Raw genomic sequence first — 21,388 nt, 5'->3', positions numbered from 1 at the left:
ACAAAACAGGGACATCGTATGCCTCTAATGACATCCTGGGTGACGTCGGCCAATGACGCGACACATCCGTTCCCACTGAACAACCTGCCTTATGGCGTCTTCTCGACCGAGGGCGACGATCCGCGCTGCGGTGTGGCCATTGGGGACATGATCCTCGACGTCACAGCCGCCGAAGCCGAAGGATTGATCACCCTAAGCGATGAGCCTCTGTTCGACATGCCGTTCTGGAACCCGTTGATGGAAGAAGGCCCCGCTGTCTGGGCCGCCCTGCGGGAACGTCTGATCAGCCTTCTGACCGAGGGCTCGGACGAGCAAAGCAAGGTTGAACCATTGCTTGTCAAACAAGACGACGCCGAGATGCACCTGCCTTTCGCGGTCAGTGAATACACCGATTTCTACGCAGGCCGGAACCATGCATTCAACGTGGGCACGATGTTCCGGGGGCCGGAAAACGCATTGCCGCCAAACTGGCTGCATATTCCCATTGGGTACAACGGGCGCGCGTCTTCGGTCGTGGTATCGGGCACGGATATTCGCCGCCCGTGGGGGCAGCTAAAAGCGCCAGACCAAGATATACCCGCCTTCCTGCCCAGCCGCCGTTTTGACATCGAGCTTGAGATGGGCGCGATTGTCGGCACCCCTTCGGATGGCCCAATCTCGGTGCAAGAGGCGGACGACAATATCTTTGGCTACGTCCTGCTGAACGACTGGTCTGCGCGCGACATCCAGGCTTGGGAATACCAGCCACTCGGTCCGTTTCAGGCCAAAGCCACCGCAACTTCAATCAGCCCCTGGATTGTCACCAAGGCAGCGCTGGAGCCTTTCCGCTGTGACACGCCGGCCCGTGAGTTCGAGTTGCTGGATCACCTGAAAGACTGCGGCCCGATGCTCTATGATATCGACCTGTCGATCACCATGGCACCTGCTGGGCAGCCTGCTACGACAATTGCGCAGACCAACTACAACCAGATGTACTATTCCGCCGCGCAGCAACTGGCCCACCACACGACGTCCGGCTGTCCGATGAATGCAGGTGATTTGCTGGGGTCGGGCACCATTTCCGGACCAACCAAACCCGAACGCGGTTCGTTGCTGGAACTCAGCTGGGGCGGCAAGGAACCTCTGACGCTGGACAGCGGTGAAACCCGCAGCTTCATCGAGGACGGCGACACACTCACCCTGACCGGCGCGGCCAAAGGCGACGGCTATACAATCGGCTTCGGTGACTGTGTTGGCACCGTTCTGCCTGCCCTTACTTCCCCTTTCGAACGATGACGCACTGACTTCATCTTTTTCCAAATACTCCCGCCGGAGGCTTCCAACCGCAGCCTTCCGCGCAAGCGCAAAAGGACAATACCAAGATGGCCAAAGCATTCGCGTCCCAGGGGGACATGTCTGAGAAAAAGATCAGCTTCACCGAGGTGGGCGAAGGACTCTATGCCTTTACGGCTGAAGGCGACCCGAACTCGGGCGTCATCATCGGCGATGACAGCGTGATGATTGTCGAGGCGCAGGCGACACCGCGTCTGGCCAACAAGGTGATCGAATGCGTTCGATCAGTTACAGACAAGCCGATCACGCATGTGGCCCTGACCCACTACCACGCCGTTCGCGTTCTGGGCGCAAGCGCGTTTGGCGCTCAGCAAATACTGATGTCAGACATGGCCCGCGCCATGGTCGTAGAACGCGGGCAGGAGGATTGGGACAGCGAGTTCCAACGGTTTCCTCGCCTGTTCGAAGGGCACGAAAGCATCCCCGGCCTGACCTGGCCCACCACCACGTTCAGCGACACGATGACCGTCTATCTGGGCAACCGTCGCGTGGATCTGATGCATCTGGGCCGTGCGCACACTGCCGGTGATATCGTAATTCATGTGCCAGATCAGAACGTGATGTTTACCGGTGACATCGTCGAATACCATTCGGCCTGCTATTGCGGCGATGGGCACTTCAGCGACTGGGGTGACACGCTGGATGCGATCAAATGGTTCGATGTCGATGCCATCGCTCCGGGTCGGGGTGACGCGCTGGTTGGCAAAGAAATGGTGAACGCCGCAATCGAGAACACCCGCGATTTCGTCAGCAGCACCTACCGCCCGACCGCCAAGGTGGCTGCACGCGGCGGCAGCCTGAAGGAAGCCTGGGACGCCGTGCGCGCCGAGTGTGATCCGAAATTCGCTGACTACGCAATCTACGAACACTGCCTGCCGTTCAACGTGGCGCGCGCCTATGACGAGGCACGTGGCATCGACACGCCGCGTATCTGGACCGCCCAGCGCGACCTTGAGATGTGGGAAGCCCTGCAAGGATGACAAAACGACCCGGTTTGATCCAGATCGTTTTACGCGGCGGGATTCGATGAAACCATAAGCCAAGGCCTCCGGCGCCTGTCGCCGGGGGACAGGATATGCAGCACTTTGGTGCATCTGCTTGGGGGGAGCCCATGAACAAGATCTTTGAAACGCCGCTTTATGGCTATGAACGCAGCCCTGATCAGGACAGTCCCACGCCCGTCAGGCGCAAGGTCATCGTGATTGGTGCCGGTCCGGTTGGTTTGGCCGCCGCCATCGATCTGGCCCAACAAGGGATCGAAGTTGTGGTTCTGGACGAGAACGACAAGGTCAGTTTCGGCAGCCGCGCTATTTGTTTTTCTCAGCGCACTTTGGAAATTGCCGACCGTCTGGGATGTGGACACCGCTTGGTCGACAAAGGCGTGTTGTGGGATCGCGGCAAGGTCTTTTTCGATGATCGCCAGGTCTATGACTTCAACCTGCAACCGGATGAAGGATATGCCAATCCGGCTTTCATCAACCTGCAGCAATACCATTTCGAAGATTACTTCGTTCAACGGGTTCGCGAGCTTCAGGCAGAAGGCGCACCGATTGAAATTCGTGGGCGCAACAAGGTCGAGGCCATTGGCACGCACGAGGATCACGTTCGGATGGAGGTCGAAACCCCCGAAGGCCCCTACACGCTTGAGGCTGAATGGCTGATCGCTTGCGACGGAGCCACCTCTCCCACCCGCCGGATGCTGGGCATTGATTTCGAAGGGCGTGTGTTCGAAGACAACTTCCTGATCGCGGATGTGATCATGGATGCCGATTTCCCATCAGAACGCTGGTTCTGGTTCGATCCGCCATTCAATCGGGGACAATCTGCGCTGTTGCACAAGCAGCCTGACAACGTCTGGCGCATCGACCTGCAATTAGGCTGGGACATCGACAAGGAGCGTGAAAAGCGCCCCGAGAATGTCATCCCACGCCTCAAGGCGATGCTGGGCGAAGACGTCGAGTTCCAGCTGGAATGGGTCTCGATCTATACCTTCCAGTGTCGCCGCATGGAAAGCTTCCGCAAGGGGCGTGTTCTGTTTGCGGGCGACAGTGCGCATCAGGTCAGCCCCTTTGGCGCACGCGGGGCAAACTCGGGTTTGCAAGATACCGACAATCTGTGCTGGAAACTGAAGCTGGTGCTCGAGGGCAAAGCCCCTGAAAGCCTGTTGGACACCTACAACGCGGAACGCGTGCAGGGGGCCGACGAAAATATCCAGAAATCCAGCCGGTCGACCGATTTCATCACGCCAAAATCCGAGATGTCGCGGGTTCTGCGCGATGCGGTTCTGGATCTAAGCGAACAGTATGAATTTGCCCGACCATTGGTGAACTCCGGGCGCTTGAGCCAACCCTGCACGTATGACGGGTCTTCGTTGAACTCGGCCGATGCGCTGAACGGCCCAGCCTGCACACGCCCGGGGTCGGCCTGCCCGGATGCCCCACTGGGCGATGAATTCCTGCTGCCGAAGCTGGCGGGCAAATTTACCTTGCTGACCATTGATGCCGATGCCCCAGACACTCTGGAAGAGGATGGGATTGAGGTCACTCGGCTGGCGTTGTCGGTCAAAGACGACCTGACGCTGGCTCTCAAACGTCGTTACTTGGGTAATGCAACCAGCGCTGTGTATCTGATCCGCCCGGATCAGCACGTAGCCGCTCGGCGGGACAGCTTTGAAGAAAACAGTTTCCGTCATGCGATCCGCAGAGCTTGCGGTAAGGAGTAAGCGCAATGTCAGACTTGATCCTAACCCCCAATTTCGACAACGCCGACGACTTTTACGCCACCCTTTTGGCGGCGCATGAAGGGCTTGAAAAAGCCGACAGCGACGCGCTGAACGCCCGACTGGTGTTGGTTCTTGCCAATCACATCGGCGACGGAACGGTGTTGTCCGACGCCATTCGCGCAGCCGCTTTGACCGAAAACTGACGGGTTTTAACGTGAATAAACCCGTTCTCTTCGACTATTGGCGATCCTCAGCCAGCTATCGTGTGCGGATCGCCCTGAATTTAGCCGCTATCGACTATCACGCGGTTGTTGTCGATCTGGTAAGCGGCGAACACAAAAGCGCTGAGCATTTGGCACGAAATCCGCAAGGGTATGTGCCGGTACTGGAGGTCGACGGGCACCGCCTGACACAGTCTTTGGTCATCCTCGACTATCTGGACCGAACGCGCCAACTTAATTTACTACCCGACGACGCGGTCGAGCGCGCGCGTGTACAGGCACTTGCATATGCGATTGCGGTGGATATTCACCCGGTCTGCAACCTGTCTGTCGCACGTCATGCGACGTCGTTAAGCAAAGAAGCAACCGACATGCCCGGAGATTGGATGCGGTACTTCATCCGGCCAGGCTTGCAAGCTTTTGAGAGCATGTTGGGCACCTTTGAACAGACACCATATTGTGTCGGTTCGGAGCCCGGCCTCGCCGACATCTGCTTGATCCCCCAACTCTACAACGCACGCCGCTGGCAGGTGGACCTGTCGGACATGCCACGTGTTCGGGGGGTTGAAGCCGCCTGTGCTAGTCATCCGGCCTTTGTTGCAGCGCACCCCGACGCGCATGCACCCCAATAACCCTGCACAGGCCCTGTGTGCCTGTGCGCCTAGGCGTTTGCCCCGTTTGACCTTAGCTTTGATAAATCAAAGAAATGAGGTCCCCCATGCCCGAGATCACCGGCTACCACGCCCATGTCTATTTCGATGCCGACACGCAGGATACGGCGCAACAGGTCTGTGAAGAGGCCGCAAGGCTGTTCCCGGTTCAGATGGGGCGTATGCATGCCCGCAACGTCGGTCCTCATCCGCGCTGGAGTTGCCAGTTGGGCTTTGCCGCCGATGCTTTTGATCAGGTCATGCCATGGCTGATGCTGAACCGGCAGGGCCTGACCGTGTTCACCCATCCCGAAACCGGTGAGCATCTGGAAGATCACCGCGATCGGGCAATCTGGATGGGTGAGATGTTGGATCTGAACCTTTCGATCTTCGCCAAGCTTTAGTCCAGCGACCGCGCCTGATCCCGCAGGACAAATTTTTGCACCTTGCCCGTAGATGTCTTCGGCAGGGTGCCAAACACGACGGTCTTAGGTGCTTTGAAATGGGCCATATTGTCCCGGCAGAAGGCAATCAGCTCTGCTTCGGTCGCGGTTGCTTCGGGTTTCAGCTCGACAAAGGCACAAGGCGTTTCGCCCCATTTTTCGTCTGGACGCGCAACCACGGCCGCCTCCATCACAGCTGGGTGTTTATAAAGGATACCCTCGACCTCAACGGACGAGATATTCTCGCCGCCTGAAATGATGATGTCCTTGGATCGATCCTTGAGCGCGATATAGCCGTCTGGGTGCATGACACCCAGATCGCCGGATGCAAACCAGCCGCCTTTAAAGGCCCCATCCGTGGCGTCCGGGTTCTTAAGATACCCTTTCATCACCACGTTGCCCTGCATGAAAATCTCACCCATGGTTTCGCCATCAGAAGGCACGGGTTCCATCGTTTCGGGATCGGCCACCATCAGGCCAGACAGCGCCGTATACCGAACGCCTTGGCGCACCTTCAAAGCAGCGCGATCTTCTGGCCCTTTCTCATTCCACTCGTCTTTCCAGGCACACACGACCGAGGGCCCGTAAGTCTCGGTCAGGCCGTAGACATGGGTGACCTCGACGCCCATCGCCTCCATCGCTTCGATCACTGCCGCAGGCGGTGGGGCACCTGCGGTCATTACCTTGATCTGGTGATCAAAGTCTTTCAGCTCATCCGGTGCATGGGCCAGCATGTTCAAAACGATGGGCGCACCGCAGAAATGGGTGACTTTCTCATCGCGGAACGCCGCATAGATCGGCTCGGCCCGGACGGCGCGCAGACAGACAGACACACCCGCATTTGCCGCCGTGGCCCAAGGGAAACACCAACCATTGCAGTGAAACATCGGCAGTGTCCACAAGTAGACGGAATGTTTGGGCATATCCCAATCCAGCAAGTCCGACTGCGCGTTCAGGGTTGCGCCCCGGTGATGATAAACAACCCCTTTCGGATTGCCCGTTGTGCCAGAGGTATAGTTCAGCGTGATTGCGTCCCACTCATCGTCTGGCAGGGACCAATTGAATTCCGGGTCACCTTCGCTCAGCAAAGCATCATATGTCAGACTGCCCAGTGTCTCACCGCCCTCGAAGCTCGGGTCTTCGATATCGATAATCAAAATGTCACGCTCGACCTGCTTCAGCGCCTCTTTCACAACACCTGAAAACTCCGGGTCAACCAGTAGCACCTTGGCTTCGGCGTGATTTAGAATGAAAGCGACGATTGGTGCATCCAGGCGCGTGTTGATGGCGTTCAGAACAGCGCCTGCCATCGGCACGCCAAAATGAGCCTCATACATCTCGGGAATATTCGCTGCGATGATTGAAACGGTGTCACCCTTACCAATTCCGCGCGCGGTCAGAGCACCCGCCAGTTGTCGGCACCGGGCATAGGTTTCAGCCCAGCAATACCGGCGGTCTCCATACACCACCGAGGGGTAATCCCGATAGACCTGCGCCGTTCGCTCAAGGAACGTCAGCGGCGACAAAGGCGTGTAGTTGGCCCGGCTTTTGTCCAAATGACGCTCGTAGATGTTTGTGGCTGTCATCTGCTGATCCTCCCAAATCACAGTTCGCGCGACTTGAGCATAATCTTGGTGCTCTGACAAATCCGTAGTAATACGATAGGCCCAACTTCTGGCAATATGGGATGGCGCGATCTGGCCCTACTTACACCAGGCCTTTCGCGGTGATCTGAAGCATCTTAAACACAGGCGGGGGTATGGCCTGACCAATAGCCCCTCAAGCGCATCTCAGTGAAAGGACTTGTCATGGACGGCACGTTCAACGAAAACGATCTTTCCCGCGTGGTCGAGGCCGACCGCGCTCATATCTGGCACCACCTGATTCAGCATAAACCCTTTGAAACCAATGACCCGCGCATCATTGTCGAAGGCAAAGGCATGCGCGTCTGGGACCAGAAGGGCAAAGAACACCTGGACGCTGTTTCCGGTGGAGTGTGGACCGTGAACGTTGGCTATGGCCGCGAATCGATCTGCAAGGCCGTCTATGATCAGTTGATGAAACTGTGCTATTTCGCCAACTCGGCAGGCTCGATCCCCGGCGCAATCTTTGCCGAACAGCTGATCGACAAGATGCCCGGCATGAGCCGCGTCTACTACACAAACTCCGGTTCTGAAGCGAACGAGAAAGCCTTCAAGATGGTCCGTCAGATCGCGCACAAGCGCTACGGCGGTAAGAAGACCAAGATTCTGTACCGCGACCGCGACTATCACGGCTCGACGTTGGCAACCATGTCGGCCGGCGGTCAGGATGAACGGACTGCGCAATACGGACCTTTCGCGCCTGACTTCGTACGCGTGCCGCACTGCATGGAATACCGCAAGCACGAACTGGACGGCGCACCGGAAGAGAATTTCGGCGAATGGGCGGCGGATCAGATCGAAGAGGTCATCCTGCGCGAAGGCCCCGACACAGTTGGTGCCCTGTGCCTTGAACCGGTAACGGCTGGCGGCGGCGTAATCGAAGCGCCCGAAGGGTATTGGCAGCGCGTGCAGGAGATCTGCAAGAAATACGACGTGCTGCTGCATATCGACGAGGTTGTCTGCGGTGTTGGCCGGACCGGCACATGGTTCGGATACCAGCAATACGGCATTAAACCTGACTTCGTGACCATGGCCAAGGGCGTGGCCTCGGGCTATGCGGCGATTGCCTGCATGGTCACCACCGAAGAAGTCTTTGACATGTTCAAGGACGACGCGTCGGATCCGCTGAACTATTTCCGTGACATCTCGACCTTTGGCGGCTGCACGGCCGGTCCGGCGGCAGCGATTGAGAACATGCGCATCATCGAAGATGAGAACCTGCTGGGCAATTGCACCGACATGGGCGACCGCATGATGGGCAACCTGCAAGCGTTGATGGAAAAGCACAAAGTCATTGGTGACGTACGCGGCAAGGGCCTGTTCCTGGGGGCCGAACTGGTCACTGACCGTGCGACCAAAGACCCGATGGACGAAAAGCGGGTTCAAGCCGTTGTCGCCGATTGTATGGCGCAGGGCGTCATCATCGGTGCCACCAACCGCTCGATCCCCAGCCGTAACAACACGCTGTGCTTCTCGCCCGCACTGATCGCAACGGCGGACGACATCGACCAGATCACCGACGCGGTCGATGGCGCGCTGGGGCGTGTTTTCGGGTAAGCTGACCGAATATCAAAAAAAGAAAAACCGGCACATCGAGTGTCGGTTTTTTTTGTGAATAGTCGAAGTGCGGACAAAGCGGTCATTTTCTTGCGCCGAATCTTGTCATCCGTATGCTCATATTCACGACTGAACAAACGGAGCATTCTCCTAAATGAAGTTTTTCTCCCGCAGATATTTCTGGTCACTCTCAATGGCTTTGGTTTCGTTGACGACTGTACCAAGCCCTTCATTCGCACAAGTTTCGGAGAGTGTAACATCTCAAGTCATCTATGTTCCCTCCTACTCGCGAGTATTCACGCAGGAGGGGCGCAGCGAACCGCTCGCGTCTACCCTCGTTGTGCACAACATTAGTCTTCAATCAGAGATCAAAGTTGAGCGCGTCGAATATTACGACAGAGCGGGGCAGCTTCTCGAAACCCTCATAAATGAGCCCGTTCAACTGATGCCATTTGGGTCAATGAATGCGCTTGTACCTATTGGTAGCGTCGGAGACGGCATTGGCGCGAATTTCGTAGTCACATGGTCGGCAGAAGTTCCGGTGTCACCCCCTATCGTAGAAGCAATCATGGTCGGTGGAAGCGGCACTCAAGGGATCTCGTTTACAAGCCGAGGTCAGGTGTTGTCACAAGAACCGTAACACCGACCACTACTTTGCTTCTATGTGACCAGCTCGACCATTAAGCTAATACCTAAGCAACAGTGACTGGTTCTTTGCCACTGCGACTGGAGCTAAATTTGGGCTCAGAGCCGACATTCTCTACGTTCAAAAAAGGCCGCTCCAATCGGGACGGCCTTGAACTCGAAATCTCTCGAAAGAGGATCAGGCAGTCAGAGCGGCCAGCGTTTGGGCCACTCTCTGCTTTGCGTTTTGCCCAAAGCGTTTCGTCAATGCTTCAGGCTGTTCCTGCTATTTCAACATGACGCTGTTCCAGCTCGATTTGCCTATGCACCGCCACAGGATCAAGATCGCTTTCAGCGGGAGTGTCGATTCCAAAATGGCCGAAATTGTCTTCTCCGCGCACCAGCATTGCCGTATCGAGATCATGTTTGGTCTGACGTACATGCGCCGCAAGATACTGGATATTCAGCCCAATTCGGCGATCCTTACTTTTGTTCGGCATCGAGGCATGAAGCGTCCAACCATGGTGAAAACTCGCCTCGCCCGGACGCAGCGGACAAAGCTTAGCCTTGCTCTCATCAACTCCAAGAACAGTCTGCCCCTGCAAAAGAACGTTATCGTCATCTTCCGTTGTTTCATGGCTCATCACACCATTCGCGTGACTTCCCGGGAGCATTCGCATGCAACCGCTTTCCTCGTCCGCTGGCGACAAGGCGAGCCAAGCGGATACCTGGTCGTCATGACTCAGGCCCCAATACGTCAGATCCTGATGCCAACTGACATGCGAGGTCGAGCCAGGTTCTTTGATGATGTAGGTAACATTGTACAACAGAATGTCGGGCCCGATCAGCGCTTCGATGAGATCGAGCATCAGGGGGTGCGTAGCAAGCTTGTACGGCGAAGTTAGAATTGTGTGCGATTTGGACTTATAATGCATGGACGCACCTAGTTGGTTTTCGGCCCATTCCATTGCGGCACGGTGTTCTTGCGCTTCGGATTCAGTCAGGATCGGAACACCACCTACATAACCGTCCCGATTGTAAGCGTTCGCCCAAGTTCGTACCCTTTGGTCGATTCCCATCGTCGCCTCCCACGAAATGACTAAGCAATCGTTAGTGGAAAAATATGACCTGCCAAGCCTGTTTCGGCTTTGGTTTGCGTCGGCGCCAATGAAAATTGAAACATACCGTACCGAATGCGCGCTTGGAGCTTTTCAACCCATGATACAAAAAAGCCGCCCCAACTGGGACGGCCTTTCTTTCACTGTCTCTTTTCAGAGGATCAGGCTGTCAGAGCGGCCTGAGCTTTGGCGACAATCGCGCCGAACGCTTCCGGTTCGTGCACGGCCAGGTCGGCCAGAACTTTGCGGTCCACTTCGATACCGGCCAGGTTCAGGCCGTTGATGAAGCGGGAATATGTCAGTGCTTCGTCATGCGAACGGACAGCAGCGTTGATACGCTGGATCCACAGCGCGCGGAAGTTGCGCTTGCGGTTCTTACGGTCGCGGGTTGCATACTGGTTGGCCTTGTCGACGGCCTGACGGGCAACCTTGAAGGTGCTCTTGCGGCGGCCATAGTAACCTTTGGCAGCCTTGATGACCTTCTTGTGACGGGCGTGAGTTACGGTTCCACCTTTAACGCGGGACATCTCTTAATCTCCTCTTAGCGGTCGTAGGGCATGTAGCCCTTGACGATCTTGGCGTCGGGGGCGGACAGGGTGGTGGTGCCACGGGCGTCGCGGATGAACTTCTTGGTCCGCTTGATCATGCCGTGCCGCTTGCCGGCCTGGCCTGCCATGACCTTACCGGTTGCAGTCACCTTGAAGCGCTTTTTGGCGCTCGACTTGGTCTTCATCTTAGGCATTTCCGTCTCCTTTTTCGGGTTCGGTTCAAAACGCGACTCGGCATGCCATCTCGGCCGGTCACGCGATCAGGAGCGCCATTTACGCAAGTTCCGTCATACTGGCAAGGGGGATTCGACCAGAATCTGCGCTTTGTGCGCGGTTGGCCTGACAACGGGGCGACGGTTGCCGCCCCGGTGGTTTGTGTTAATGGCCGAACTTGCGGATTTCACCGCTTTTCAGCCGTTCTGCATAAGATGCCAGTTCCTGACGCACCACTTTCATCAGGAAGTAGAGCGCAAAGACGTTCACCACAGCCATCGCAAAGATCGCCGCATCCGAGAAGTCGATGACAGGGCCCAGATTGGCCGCCGCACCGATGACAACGAAGATGCAGAAGATGATCTTGAACACCAGCTCTTTGGTGTGACCTTCGCCGAACAGGTAAGTCCAGGCTTTGAGGCCGTAATAGGACCAGCTGATCATGGTCGAGAAGGCAAACAGAACCACGGCAATCGCCAGGATGAAGGGGAACCAGCTGAACGCGCTGCCGAAGGCGGCGGAGGTCAGGCTGACGCCGGAGTTGCCATCAACGGTGGCAATGGCGTTACCCGCCTCGTTCAGCATGTAGTTGCCCGTCGCCGGATCGACGATCAGCTGCTGCGTGATAATGATTACCAGCGCTGTCATGGTACAAATCACAACGGTGTCGATGAACGGTTCAAGCAACGATACAAAGCCTTCGGTGATCGGTTCCTTGGTCCGAACAGCCGAGTGTGCAATGGCGGCCGAGCCCACACCCGCTTCGTTCGAAAACGCCGCTCGGCGGAAGCCCTGGATCAGCGCACCGACCATGCCGCCCGCAACACCGAGACCCGTGAAGGCACCCGCGAAGATCTGGCCAAAGGCCCAGCCGATCTGATCAGCGTGCATAATGATGATGACCAGCGCTGCCAGCACATACATCACGCCCATGAACGGTACGACCTTTTCAGTCACACGCGCGATCGACTTCAGACCACCTACGATTACCGCAAAGACAATGGCCGCAAAGACCAGACCAGTGATCCAACCGGGGTAATCCCCGACAATTCCTGCGATCTGCTGGTGCGCCTGATTGGCCTGGAACATGTTGCCCCCGCCCAGCGCACCAAGGATACAGAAGATCGAGAAAAGAACCGCGAGGATCTTACCGCCAGGCAACCCAAGCTCGGCAAAGCCCTTGGACATATAATACATCGGGCCGCCCGAGACGGTGCCATCGTCATATTCATTGCGGTATTTCACGCCCAGTGTACATTCAGTGAATTTCGACGCCATGCCCAACAGGCCCGCGACGATCATCCAGAACGTGGCCCCCGGCCCACCGATCCCGATGGCAACCGCCACACCGGCAATGTTACCAAGACCAACAGTACCAGACAGCGCCGTGGCCAGAGCCTGAAAGTGGCTGACCTCACCGGCGTCGTTTGGATCGGAATAGTCGCCTTTGACAAGGCTGATCGAGTGCCCGAAGAAGCGGAACTGCACGAAAGCGAAATACAGCGTGAAAACCGTGGCCGCGACGACCAGCCAACCCACGATCCACGGAAAACCAGTTCCCGGAAACGGTGCGAAGATAAAGCTGACAAAGGGCCCGGTTGCATCGGCAAAGGCCTGATTGATCTTGTCATCCAGACCCGGAGCCTCTTGCGCCGAAGCCGCGGTGGCCATGCAAGCGGCAATCGCCGCAAGATACAGGTGTTGTAGCGTTTTCATTTTCCTGCCCACCTCAATTTACTACTGTGACCGGGACGTCGGCATGCATCACAAGGTTTTGTGTTGAGCTGCCGAAGATACGTTTCTTGATCCCATCCGCCGAAGCCCGACCCACAACGATTTGTGAGCCGCCGTTTTCGACCGTGATGGCATTCAGAGTTTCCGCCACATCGCCATGTCGAACGACGCCGTGTGCTTCGAAACCAGCTGCCTTGAGGGCATCAACAGCGGGCGTCACAATACGTGACGACGCCAAAGCGACCTCTTCCTCGCGCCGTTTGTGACGCAGGGCGTTTTCTTCCGGTGTTTGAAATGTGTAAGGGGACCATTCTATCACATAGGCGACCAGCAATTCGCATGTTCCGATCAGCTTTGCCAGATCTTTGGCAAAGGCAATCGCGCGTTCGCCGGTCTCTGTCCCGTCGAGTCCTATGACAATCTTTGTTGTCATCTTGTTCCTCCATTATTGTTGTTCAGTCCGGGGCCCGTGCCCCCGGCAGGGCAGCCGGAACTTGGAACGTTGGCTAAGACTGCCCTTAGGTCATTTATCTGGAAATTCTACCCACGAATGAAGCCCATTGTGTCAAATTCGCCCGTACGGGTCAAATTTCGCTTATAAATCAAGTTTTTCGCGTACAAAAAAGGAAACGGCCGCTTTGCCAGCGGCCGCTAATTAAATTCCGGGACTATCCGGGAAAAAGCCTATTCAGGATCGGTGCTGTAGATCAGGCGTTCGTCGCAGGGGGCCACGCGCAGGATGTTGGTGGTACCCGGAACATTGAAAGGTACGCCCGCCGTGACCACAATCTGATCCGCCTCGGACGCAAATCCCCCAGCACGTGCAGCACGGGCCGCGTTGACCACTGCACCCTTGAATCGTTGCAGTTCAGGCGTCATCACGCAGTTACAGCCCCAGCTCAGACACAACCGACGCGCCGTGCCGCGTTGCGAGGTCATGGCAATGATCGGCACCCCTGGACGTTCGCGCGCAGTCAGAGAGGCCGTTGTGCCGCTTTGGGTGAAACAACAGATGGCCTTGATGTCGGTCTTTTCTGCAATCTCACGGGCTGCCGCTACGATGCCGTCGGCAACAGTGGTACCCTTGGCAGTGCGCGAGGCGGAGATGATCTGGGTATAAGTCGGGTCGGCCTCAACCTCGATGGCGACCTTGTTCATGGTCTGCACAGCCTCAACCGGATAGGCTCCAGCGGCCGATTCCGCGCTGAGCATGATGGCGTCCGTCCCTTCATAGATCGCCGTCGCCACATCCGATACCTCGGCGCGGGTGGGCATCGGGCTTTCGATCATGCTTTCCAACATCTGGGTCGCCACAATGACCGGTTTGGCAGCGCCACGGCACCTACGGACCAGACGTTTCTGGATTGGCGGCACAGCAGAGACCGGCAGTTCCACGCCCAGATCACCCCGCGCCACCATGATCCCATCTGACGCATCGAGAATATCGTCAAACGCCTCAACCGCAGCGGGCTTTTCAATCTTTGAAAGGATCGCAGCACGACCGTCAGCCAAAGACCGGGCCTCGAACACATCCTTGGCACGCTGTACGAAGCTCAGCGCCAGCCAGTCGACACCCAGCTGACAGACAAACTCCAGATCGTCGCGGTCCTTGGCCGACAACGCCGCCAGCGGCAGCACAACATCCGGGACATTCACGCCCTTGCGGTTTGAGATGGTGCCGCCAACCTCGACCGTGCAGTTGGCGAAGTCCTGACCGCAGTCCTGAACCGTCAGGCGGATCTTGCCATCATTCACCAACAGGCGCGCACCCGGCTCAAGCGCCGCAAAAATCTCGGGGTGCGGCAGGCATACCCTGTTTATGTCTCCGGCGGCGGGATCAAGATCAAGGCGGAAGGCCGCGCCTTCCTCCAACTCTTCCGCCTCATTGGCAAAGACGCCAACGCGCAGCTTTGGCCCCTGAAGGTCAGCCAGAATGGCAATCGGGCTGTCCAGATCCTTTTCGACCTGCCGAATAATCTTGTGCCGCTCGCGGATCTCATCGTGGCTGCCGTGGCTCATGTTCAGTCGAAACACATCGGCCCCGGCTTCGTGCAAAGCACGAATGGTGTCATAGTCACTCGACGCCGGTCCCAGCGTCGCCACGATTTTTACATTTCTCAGGCGTCGCATTGGTCTTGATCTCCTTACGTCGTCTTAATTGCTGATTAGGGTACAGCAAAATGTTACCGCAAACATCGGCTGAGTGCTTATTGCGCAATTCCCTTTTCAAAGCAACTGCCCTACACCTGCGACAAACTAGATGACAGGCTCATGACATACACCCCATTTTTCGTCCATGGCGCGGATCGCCCGTCGCGCTGGTTGATTACATGTGATCACGCGACCAATACCGTGCCGCCAGAAGTGAACGGAGGCGACCTTGGCTTGCCGCGTGAAGATATGGAACGTCACATTGCCTATGATGTCGGGGCATATGAAGTCTCCAAACATCTGGGTGAGATTTTGGATGCACCAGTGATTGCCGCCAATTTCTCGCGTCTTGTAATCGACCCCAACCGTGGCGAGGACGACCCGACCCTGTTGATGAAGCTCTATGACGGTTCGATCATCCCCGGCAACCGCCACGCGGACGCCGCCGAGCGCGAATGGCGGCTGAACATGTGCTATCGCCCCTATCACGAGGCGCTGGCGCAAATGGCCGCCCTGCCCCACGCGGTGGTCGTTTCAATGCACTCCTTCACCCGCCAGCTTCGCGGACGTGATCCTCGCCCCTGGCACATCGGCGTCTTGCACACTCCGGACGAACGTTTTTCGCGCCCCCTGATCGAACGCCTTCAGGCCGAAGATGATCTGTGTGTTGGCGTCAACGAACCTTACACTGGCGTGTTGCCGGGTGACGCGATTGACAAGCATTGCACCGCTTTTGGCCGCCCTAACGCTTTGATCGAGCTGCGCAATGACCTGATCGGCGACCACGAGGGGCAGCGAGAATGGGCCGAACGTTTGGCAGTTGTCTTGCAAGACGCACTGGATTCCAGTGACCTTTGAAGACGCAGGTCGCTGTTTGCGATCCGTACTTCACGCTGTTGTGAGCGCACAGCTTGATCCCCATATAGTAGGGGAAAGGGGATCGTCGTGACACATGAGTTTCTGACAACTTTTTTCGGCTGGATGGCCGCCCTCAATATCGCGGTTCTTCTGTTCACCACTGTCATGGTCCTGCTGTTGCAGGATTGGATTGCGGGCATTCATGGCAAGCTGTTCCAAATGGAGCAGCCAGACGTGAAACGTGCGTATTTCAGATATCTTGCCAATTACAAGATTCTAACCCTTGTCTTTTGCATTGTGCCCTGGCTGGCTTTGAAACTGATGTAGGTGGGCCAGCCGGCTTATTGTAACAAGGCTGCGGGGTTGTTAGGTCAAGCACAGCACACAAAGCCACCCGGAGCAGCCTTATGGACAAGCAAACCGAAATCGAACTTCAGGCCGCCGCGTTTCGTCGGCTGCAAAAACACCTGATGGAAGACCGCACCGACGTTCAGAACATCGACATGATGAATCTGGCCGGATTCTGCCGCAATTGCCTGTCGCGCTGGTATCAGGAAGCCGCCAATGAAAAAGGCATCGAGATGGGCAAGGACGAGGCCCGCGAGGTGTTTTACGGCATGACCATGGATGAATGGAAAGCCAACTATCAGACCGACGCCAGCCCCGAGAAACAGGCAGCCTTCAAAGTTGCTTTCGAAGAAAATGTAACGAAAAAGGGCTGAGCCCAAATAAAAAGCCCGCCAAATCGGCGGGCCTTTTCTTTAGATCGCTGCCTTGCGGCTTTCGTCCAGATAAATTTCGCGCAGCCGTTTGGCAATCGGCCCCGGTGTGCCGTCGCCCAGCGCAACCCCGTCGATCTCGACCACCGGCATGACAAAAGCACTGGCCGAGGTTGTGAAGGCTTCATCCGCTTCTTTGGCCTCGTCGATTGTAAACAAACGCTCTTCGATTTCCATCTGCGCTTCGGCTGCCATGCGCAATACAGCCTTACGCGTGATTCCGTGCAAAATATCGTTGGACAGCGGGCGGGTGACGATTTTGCCGTTTTTGACGAAATAAGCGTTGTTGCTGGTGCCTTCGGTCACATAACCGTCTTCGACCATCCAGGCATCGTCGCAGCCTGCTTTTTTGGCCATCATCTTGCCCATCGACGGATAGAGCAGCTGGACGGTTTTGATATCGCGGCGGCCCCAGCGGATATCTTCAATCGAGATGATTTTGGCGCCTTTCTGTGCAGCCGGACTATCAGCCAGCCCGGGCTTGTTCTGCGTAAACAGAACAAGGCTGGGTTTGGTATCTGCGGATGGGAAAACAAAATCCCGGTCGCCATCGCTGCCGCGTGAAACCTGCAGGTAAACCAGACCTTCTTCGATTTCGTTCAGCTCAACCAGCTTGCGGTGAATCTCAAGTAACTCGTCCTTGGTGCAGGGTTCGGCCATCTCCAACTCGTCCAGCGATCGTTTCAGGCGAACCGCGTGACCTTCGAAATCGATCAGCTTGCCATCCAAAACGCTGGTGACTTCGTAAACCGCGTCTGCAAACAGGAAGCCACGGTCAAAGATTGATACCTTGGCTTCGGCCTCGGGCAGGTATTCGCCATTTACGTATACGGTTCGGGTCATGTTTGTCTCCTCAGCCCCAGAGCGCGGACACCGGCGGGTGCACTCCGGCGTCGTCAAAAATCAGCGGGGTGTCGCGGTCTTCGGCCAACAGAAGCGGGCCGTCAAGGTCTGTCACCATCGCACCCTGCGCCAGAAGTGTCGCAGGGGCCATGGCAAGTGAACTGCCAACCATACAACCCACCATGATGTCATAGCCTTCGGCAATTGCGGCCTTGCGCAGCTCCAGCGCCTCGGTCAGACCGCCGGTTTTGTCGAGCTTGATGTTAATGACATCATATTTGCCCTTCAGCTTGGGCAGGCTGGCGCGGTCATGGCAGGATTCGTCTGCACAAACCGGCACAGGACGATCCATCCCAATCAACGCATCGTCGTCCCCCGCAGGCAAAGGTTGCTCAACCAGTGCCACGCCCAACCGTACCAGATGCGGGGCGAGGTCGGCGTAAACCGCAGCCGACCAGCCTTCGTTCGCGTCCACAATGATCTTGGATTCAGGCGCACCAGCCCGCACGGCCTCAAGCCGAGGCATATCATCAGGTGTACCCAGTTTGATCTTCAACAGAGGACGATGTGCATTCTCAGCCGCCTGAGCCTGCATCGCCTCCGGTGCGTCCAGCGACAATGTGTAGGCCGTGATCTCGGGGCCGGGTACCGGCAGGCCAGCAAGATCCCAAGCACGTTTGCCAGCGCGTTTGCATTCCAGATCCCACAACGCGCAATCCACGGCGTTCCGGGCAGCACCCGCAGGCAGCAGGTCCATCAGCGACTGTCGGCTAAAGTCCACAGGCAGACCGGCAATCTCGGCCTCAACCGACTCGAGCGTTTCATCATAGCGCGCGTAAGGAACGCACTCGCCCCAGCCCTGATGCGTCCTATCCGAAACCCGAACCGTCAGCACTTTTGCTTCGGTTCGCGACCCACGCGAGATGGTAAAAACCTGCGCCAGCCGAAACACATCGCGAGAGACCTCTATCTGCACGCAACCGCTCCTTCATCTTTTTCCAAATACTCCCGCCGGAGGCGGAAGAACCCGCCACCGGCACGTGTCTCAGATCACATCGCCGCCAGCGCGTCCACCAACTTGCCGGATCCAAAGCGGAACGGGTCGGTTGCAGGCAGACCCATGTCGGCTTCGATTTTGGCCAGATAAGCCGTCGCATCCTCTTCAGACATGTGCTGCGTGTTCACCGAAACGCCGACAACCTGACAATCCGGGTTCGCCACTTTGGCCAGCGCCAGCGCGGTGTCGCGCAGGGCTTCCAACGATGGCTGCTGATAGGTCGGCAGACCACGCATATGTTCACGGGTGGGTTCGTGGCTCAAGATCAGGGCGTCCGGCTGACCCCCATGGATCAGTGCCATCGTCACGCCGGAATAAGACACGTGGAACAGCGAACCCTGCCCTTCAATCAGGTCCCAGTGGTCCTCATCATTGTCGGGCGTCAGCCATTCGATCGAACCCGCCATGAAATCCGCAATGACTGCGTCAAGCGGCACACCATCGCCGGTGATCAGGATACCGGTCTGACCGGTCGCCCGGAACGTTGACTTCATACCACGCTTGCGCATTTCCGCGTCCATCGCCATCGCAGTGTACATCTTGCCAACCGAGCAATCGGTGCCCACAGCCAGGCAACGCTTGCCTTTGCGCTTGATTCCGTTGGCAATTGGGTAATCCACCTCAGGCACACGCACATCGTGCAACTTTTGACCGGTTGCTTCGGCGACGGCCACCAGATCGGGTTCGTCGCGCAGAAGGTTGTGCAGGCCCGAGGCCAGGTCGAATCCTTCCTCCAGCGCCATAACCAGAACCTTTTTCCAGTCCTGGCTGATGACACCGCCACGATTGGCCACGCCAATAACCAAAGTCTTTGCACCGGCTGCCTTTGCCTCGGTCAGGGTCATATCCGTCAGACCCAAGTCAGCCTTGCACCCTTCCATTCGGTACTGGCCGACGGCGTTTTCGGGACGCCAATCTTTGATGCCCACAGCCACTTTGGCCGCCAATTGGTCGGGCGCATCGCCCAAAAACAGCAGGTACGGTGTCTCGATCATTGCGGTCACTCCTTTGATTCCGGCCTAAGCTAGAGAAGCGGCAAAACGAGCGTTTCGCGTTTTTGTCCGCCCAGAATGGTCGGCGCGCGATTATCATGCGCAGATTTGCCAAGAAGCGCAAAAATCTTCGAAGTTTTCAAAGTGACTAAACTTTAATCACCTTCTTCGACTTGCTCCATTGCTGTTTTCTGCAACCGCATTGCCGCAGATGCACAATCGCTCTTGCGCCGCCTTGCGCAATTTAATACCTCATTGAGCAGGAAAATCGCAATTTCATTACTCACACGAGGTCCAGATGAGTTTTCGCATCCAACCTGCCGCACCAGCACGCCCAAACCGTTGTCAGCTTTTTGGCCCCGGGTCGAACACCAAGCTGTTCCCCAAAATGGCCGCTTCGGCTGCGGATGTGATCAACCTTGACCTCGAGGATTCGGTTGCGCCTTCGGACAAGGATGTTGCACGCACCAATGTCATTGAAGCGCTGAATACCGTTGATTGGGGCAACAAATACATGTCGGTCCGGATCAACGGGCTGGACACGCCCTACTGGTACCGCGATGTTGTCGACGTTCTTGAGCAGGCAGGCGACCGTCTGGACCAGATCATGATCCCCAAAGTCGGATGCGCGGCGGATGTCTATGCGGTGGACGCGCTGGTCACTGCCATCGAACGCGCCAAGGGCCGCACAAAACCAATCAGCTTTGAGGTCATCATCGAATCTTCTGCCGGCATCGCGCATGTCGAAGAAATCGCGGCCTCTTCCCCCCGCTTGCAGGCCATGAGCCTTGGGGCAGCGGATTTCGCAGCCTCGATGGGAATGCAGACCACTGGCATCGGTGGCACGCAGGAAAACTACTATATGCTGCGCGATGGCGAAAAACACTGGTCTGATCCGTGGCACTGGGCGCAAGCCGCCATCGTTGCTGCTTGCCGAACTCATGGCGTGTTGCCGGTGGATGGGCCGTTCGGTGATTTCAGCGACGACGAAGGCTATGTCGCGCAGGCCAAACGTTCAGCGACTTTGGGCATGGTCGGTAAATGGGCGATCCATCCCAAGCAAATCGCACTGGCCAATCAGGTCTTTACCCCATCGGACGAAGCCGTGTCCGAAGCGCGCGAAATTCTTGCCGCCATGGAACAGGCCAAGGCAAATGGCGAAGGCGCGACTGTTTATAAAGGGCGTTTGGTCGACATCGCCTCAATCAAGCAGGCCGAAGTCATTGTGGCTCAGGCTGAACTGATTGCGGCAGGCAGCTAAGTTAAAAAAGGGCGCTCAATCGAGCGCCCTTTTTTTGCGGATATTTCAACGACCAAATACTTCATTGGGCGTCCACGTAAAGCGTTCACCCTTCTTTCCTGACTTCATCATCAGGCAAGAGGTTCCCAGCTTCTGGAAGTAAACGATCTTCAACGGATACCAACCCGCTTTGGGCACTTCTACTTCGGTGCGCTGATTGGCTTCACAGCCTTGAATGCCGGATACACGGCCAATCTGTTGGCCTCCTACATAGGCCTCGATCCCGTCGTTGGACCACGTTTCCAGCTCGTAAACCCCCGGCGAGTTGAACCGCATATAGCCTGTCACCTCGGCGGCAACATTATAAGCCTGGTCGAACGTCATAACGTCTTCGCCCTTGCTTGTGTCCCTGTAATCTAACCCCCGCAGCGGTTGTCCGGGCTTTGCTTTAGACAATAGGCTTTTCGCCTGACTCAGATCCCGGATCTTCTTGTGCTGGTTGCCCGTACCAAAGTACTTTACGTTCAACCCTGCCTTCGGGCTGGGTTGCGGACTGGCAGGTTGCAGTTTCAGCGGTGCAGACCAAGCAGCCCCGGCAACCACCGACACGGCAATTGCGGCTGCCATTGTTTGAACAAGTTTCATCGTTATCTCCCTGTTTGC

General features: G+C 56.8%; 23 protein-coding genes. 12 read left to right on the top strand and 11 right to left on the bottom strand.

Translation table 11 applies throughout. The features are described from left to right. Positions 1-18 precede the first annotated feature (18 nt). The 6 genes from fahA to ACXADZ_RS03385 all read left to right on the top strand — a co-directional run bounded on the left by fahA (position 19) and on the right by ACXADZ_RS03385 (position 5,329). Entirely contained in the window at positions 19-1,275 is a 1,257-nt protein-coding gene (fahA, locus tag ACXADZ_RS03410; RefSeq protein WP_475192672.1) for a fumarylacetoacetase, read from the top strand. A gap of 86 nt (positions 1,276-1,361) precedes the next feature. After that, on the top strand, positions 1,362-2,312 hold the full coding sequence (locus ACXADZ_RS03405; protein ID WP_475192670.1) for an MBL fold metallo-hydrolase: 951 nt from the start codon (positions 1,362-1,364) through the stop codon (positions 2,310-2,312). Between the two features lie 131 nt (positions 2,313-2,443). After that, entirely contained in the window at positions 2,444-4,054 is a 1,611-nt protein-coding gene (locus ACXADZ_RS03400; RefSeq protein ID WP_475192669.1) for an FAD-dependent oxidoreductase, read from the top strand. Positions 4,055-4,059: 5 nt separating this feature from the next. Further along, positions 4,060-4,257: a DUF2783 domain-containing protein gene (locus ACXADZ_RS03395; protein WP_171105539.1), complete on the top strand. Its 198-nt coding sequence runs from the start codon at positions 4,060-4,062 to the stop codon at positions 4,255-4,257. 11 nt (positions 4,258-4,268) lie between these two features. Beyond that, positions 4,269-4,907 carry a maleylacetoacetate isomerase gene (gene maiA / locus ACXADZ_RS03390; protein WP_475192667.1) on the top strand — a complete coding sequence of 213 codons (639 nt, stop codon included), beginning with the start codon at positions 4,269-4,271 and terminating at the stop codon, positions 4,905-4,907. Between the two features lie 86 nt (positions 4,908-4,993). Continuing rightward, complete coding sequence (locus ACXADZ_RS03385) at positions 4,994-5,329, top strand: DOPA 4,5-dioxygenase family protein (RefSeq protein WP_475192666.1); 336 nt, start codon at positions 4,994-4,996, stop codon at positions 5,327-5,329. Here ACXADZ_RS03385 and ACXADZ_RS03380 read toward each other — a convergent pair. Further along, positions 5,326-6,954, bottom strand: a complete 1,629-nt coding sequence (locus ACXADZ_RS03380; protein WP_475192665.1) for an acyl-CoA synthetase — start codon at positions 6,952-6,954, stop codon at positions 5,326-5,328. The two genes, ACXADZ_RS03385 and ACXADZ_RS03380, sit on opposite strands and share 4 nt — an antisense overlap. 222 nt (positions 6,955-7,176) lie before the next feature. Between ACXADZ_RS03380 and ACXADZ_RS03375 the strand changes: the two genes are divergently transcribed. Both ACXADZ_RS03375 and ACXADZ_RS03370 read left to right on the top strand, forming a co-directional pair. After that, entirely contained in the window at positions 7,177-8,568 is a 1,392-nt protein-coding gene (locus tag ACXADZ_RS03375) for an aminotransferase family protein (protein WP_171096246.1), read from the top strand. A 154-nt stretch (positions 8,569-8,722) separates the two neighbouring features. Next, positions 8,723-9,208, top strand: a complete 486-nt coding sequence (locus tag ACXADZ_RS03370; RefSeq protein WP_171180915.1) for a DUF3124 domain-containing protein — start codon at positions 8,723-8,725, stop codon at positions 9,206-9,208. Positions 9,209-9,464: 256 nt separating this feature from the next. Here the strand turns inward: ACXADZ_RS03370 and ACXADZ_RS03365 are convergent, their stop codons facing one another. From ACXADZ_RS03365 to pyk, 6 genes are all read right to left on the bottom strand, one after another. Beyond that, complete coding sequence (locus ACXADZ_RS03365) at positions 9,465-10,271, bottom strand: phytanoyl-CoA dioxygenase family protein (RefSeq protein ID WP_475192663.1); 807 nt, start codon at positions 10,269-10,271, stop codon at positions 9,465-9,467. A 200-nt stretch (positions 10,272-10,471) separates the two neighbouring features. Next, positions 10,472-10,837, bottom strand: a complete 366-nt coding sequence (rplT, locus tag ACXADZ_RS03360) for a 50S ribosomal protein L20 (protein WP_152457001.1) — start codon at positions 10,835-10,837, stop codon at positions 10,472-10,474. A 14-nt stretch (positions 10,838-10,851) separates the two neighbouring features. After that, the gene (gene rpmI, locus ACXADZ_RS03355; protein WP_005981143.1) at positions 10,852-11,052 is read right to left on the bottom strand and encodes a 50S ribosomal protein L35; all 201 of its coding nucleotides are present in this window, start codon (positions 11,050-11,052) and stop codon (positions 10,852-10,854) included. 184 nt (positions 11,053-11,236) lie between these two features. Continuing rightward, entirely contained in the window at positions 11,237-12,787 is a 1,551-nt protein-coding gene (locus ACXADZ_RS03350) for an alanine/glycine:cation symporter family protein (RefSeq protein WP_171671875.1), read from the bottom strand. 13 nt (positions 12,788-12,800) lie between these two features. Beyond that, positions 12,801-13,238: a universal stress protein gene (locus ACXADZ_RS03345; RefSeq protein ID WP_171096253.1), complete on the bottom strand. Its 438-nt coding sequence runs from the start codon at positions 13,236-13,238 to the stop codon at positions 12,801-12,803. 251 nt (positions 13,239-13,489) lie between these two features. After that, positions 13,490-14,935 (bottom strand): pyruvate kinase, encoded by a 1,446-nt coding sequence (gene pyk, locus ACXADZ_RS03340; protein ID WP_171096255.1) that lies wholly within the window; start codon positions 14,933-14,935, stop codon positions 13,490-13,492. Between the two features lie 141 nt (positions 14,936-15,076). On the opposite strand from pyk, the gene ACXADZ_RS03335 reads away from it, so the two are divergent. The 3 genes from ACXADZ_RS03335 to ACXADZ_RS03325 all read left to right on the top strand — a co-directional run bounded on the left by ACXADZ_RS03335 (position 15,077) and on the right by ACXADZ_RS03325 (position 16,536). Then, on the top strand, positions 15,077-15,814 hold the full coding sequence (locus tag ACXADZ_RS03335; RefSeq protein WP_475192661.1) for an N-formylglutamate amidohydrolase: 738 nt from the start codon (positions 15,077-15,079) through the stop codon (positions 15,812-15,814). Between the two features lie 87 nt (positions 15,815-15,901). Next, a complete protein-coding gene (locus tag ACXADZ_RS03330) occupies positions 15,902-16,141 on the top strand; it encodes a DUF6868 family protein (RefSeq protein ID WP_171648503.1) in 240 nt (79 codons plus the stop codon). An 80-nt stretch (positions 16,142-16,221) separates the two neighbouring features. Further along, entirely contained in the window at positions 16,222-16,536 is a 315-nt protein-coding gene (locus tag ACXADZ_RS03325) for a DUF1244 domain-containing protein (protein WP_170469595.1), read from the top strand. Between the two features lie 39 nt (positions 16,537-16,575). Here the strand turns inward: ACXADZ_RS03325 and ACXADZ_RS03320 are convergent, their stop codons facing one another. From ACXADZ_RS03320 to dgcN, 3 genes are all read right to left on the bottom strand, one after another. Next, complete coding sequence (locus tag ACXADZ_RS03320) at positions 16,576-17,436, bottom strand: D-amino-acid transaminase (RefSeq protein ID WP_475192658.1); 861 nt, start codon at positions 17,434-17,436, stop codon at positions 16,576-16,578. Between the two features lie 10 nt (positions 17,437-17,446). Beyond that, complete coding sequence (gene dgcA, locus ACXADZ_RS03315; protein ID WP_475192656.1) at positions 17,447-18,412, bottom strand: N-acetyl-D-Glu racemase DgcA; 966 nt, start codon at positions 18,410-18,412, stop codon at positions 17,447-17,449. Between the two features lie 74 nt (positions 18,413-18,486). Further along, a complete protein-coding gene (gene dgcN / locus ACXADZ_RS03310; RefSeq protein WP_475192655.1) occupies positions 18,487-19,488 on the bottom strand; it encodes an N-acetyltransferase DgcN in 1,002 nt (333 codons plus the stop codon). A 295-nt stretch (positions 19,489-19,783) separates the two neighbouring features. Between dgcN and ACXADZ_RS03305 the strand changes: the two genes are divergently transcribed. Further along, positions 19,784-20,746: an L-malyl-CoA/beta-methylmalyl-CoA lyase gene (locus ACXADZ_RS03305; protein ID WP_475192654.1), complete on the top strand. Its 963-nt coding sequence runs from the start codon at positions 19,784-19,786 to the stop codon at positions 20,744-20,746. 45 nt (positions 20,747-20,791) lie between these two features. On the opposite strand, the gene ACXADZ_RS03300 is transcribed toward ACXADZ_RS03305, so the two are convergent. Then, positions 20,792-21,370, bottom strand: coding sequence for a PA14 domain-containing protein (locus ACXADZ_RS03300; RefSeq protein ID WP_475192652.1), 579 nt, complete (start codon positions 21,368-21,370; stop codon positions 20,792-20,794). Positions 21,371-21,388: the final 18 nt, after the last annotated feature.

This window comes from Ruegeria sp. ABM4_193 (assembly GCF_056158705.1).
This window is presented reverse-complemented; position numbering and strand designations above follow the sequence as displayed.

Bases quoted from the DNA above. Each gene is read 5' to 3' on its own strand.
- ACXADZ_RS03380 (WP_475192665.1), bottom strand. From the start codon at position 6,954: ATGACAGCCACAAACATCTACGAGCGTCATTTGGACAAAAGCCGGGCC.
- ACXADZ_RS03365 (WP_475192663.1), bottom strand. From the start codon at position 10,271: ATGGGAATCGACCAAAGGGTACGAACTTGGGCGAACGCTTACAATCGG.
- rpmI (WP_005981143.1), bottom strand. From the start codon at position 11,052: ATGCCTAAGATGAAGACCAAGTCGAGCGCCAAAAAGCGCTTCAAGGTG.
- pyk (WP_171096255.1), bottom strand. From the start codon at position 14,935: ATGCGACGCCTGAGAAATGTAAAAATCGTGGCGACGCTGGGACCGGCG.
- ACXADZ_RS03350 (WP_171671875.1), bottom strand. From the start codon at position 12,787: ATGAAAACGCTACAACACCTGTATCTTGCGGCGATTGCCGCTTGCATG.
- ACXADZ_RS03300 (WP_475192652.1), bottom strand. From the start codon at position 21,370: ATGAAACTTGTTCAAACAATGGCAGCCGCAATTGCCGTGTCGGTGGTT.
- ACXADZ_RS03320 (WP_475192658.1), bottom strand. From the start codon at position 17,436: ATGACCCGAACCGTATACGTAAATGGCGAATACCTGCCCGAGGCCGAA.
- ACXADZ_RS03400 (WP_475192669.1), top strand. From the start codon at position 2,444: ATGAACAAGATCTTTGAAACGCCGCTTTATGGCTATGAACGCAGCCCT.
- dgcN (WP_475192655.1), bottom strand. From the start codon at position 19,488: ATGATCGAGACACCGTACCTGCTGTTTTTGGGCGATGCGCCCGACCAA.
- fahA (WP_475192672.1), top strand. From the start codon at position 19: ATGCCTCTAATGACATCCTGGGTGACGTCGGCCAATGACGCGACACAT.
- ACXADZ_RS03305 (WP_475192654.1), top strand. From the start codon at position 19,784: ATGAGTTTTCGCATCCAACCTGCCGCACCAGCACGCCCAAACCGTTGT.
- ACXADZ_RS03325 (WP_170469595.1), top strand. From the start codon at position 16,222: ATGGACAAGCAAACCGAAATCGAACTTCAGGCCGCCGCGTTTCGTCGG.
- ACXADZ_RS03335 (WP_475192661.1), top strand. From the start codon at position 15,077: ATGACATACACCCCATTTTTCGTCCATGGCGCGGATCGCCCGTCGCGC.
- ACXADZ_RS03385 (WP_475192666.1), top strand. From the start codon at position 4,994: ATGCCCGAGATCACCGGCTACCACGCCCATGTCTATTTCGATGCCGAC.
- ACXADZ_RS03405 (WP_475192670.1), top strand. From the start codon at position 1,362: ATGGCCAAAGCATTCGCGTCCCAGGGGGACATGTCTGAGAAAAAGATC.
- ACXADZ_RS03395 (WP_171105539.1), top strand. From the start codon at position 4,060: ATGTCAGACTTGATCCTAACCCCCAATTTCGACAACGCCGACGACTTT.
- rplT (WP_152457001.1), bottom strand. From the start codon at position 10,837: ATGTCCCGCGTTAAAGGTGGAACCGTAACTCACGCCCGTCACAAGAAG.
- ACXADZ_RS03370 (WP_171180915.1), top strand. From the start codon at position 8,723: ATGAAGTTTTTCTCCCGCAGATATTTCTGGTCACTCTCAATGGCTTTG.
- ACXADZ_RS03345 (WP_171096253.1), bottom strand. From the start codon at position 13,238: ATGACAACAAAGATTGTCATAGGACTCGACGGGACAGAGACCGGCGAA.
- ACXADZ_RS03375 (WP_171096246.1), top strand. From the start codon at position 7,177: ATGGACGGCACGTTCAACGAAAACGATCTTTCCCGCGTGGTCGAGGCC.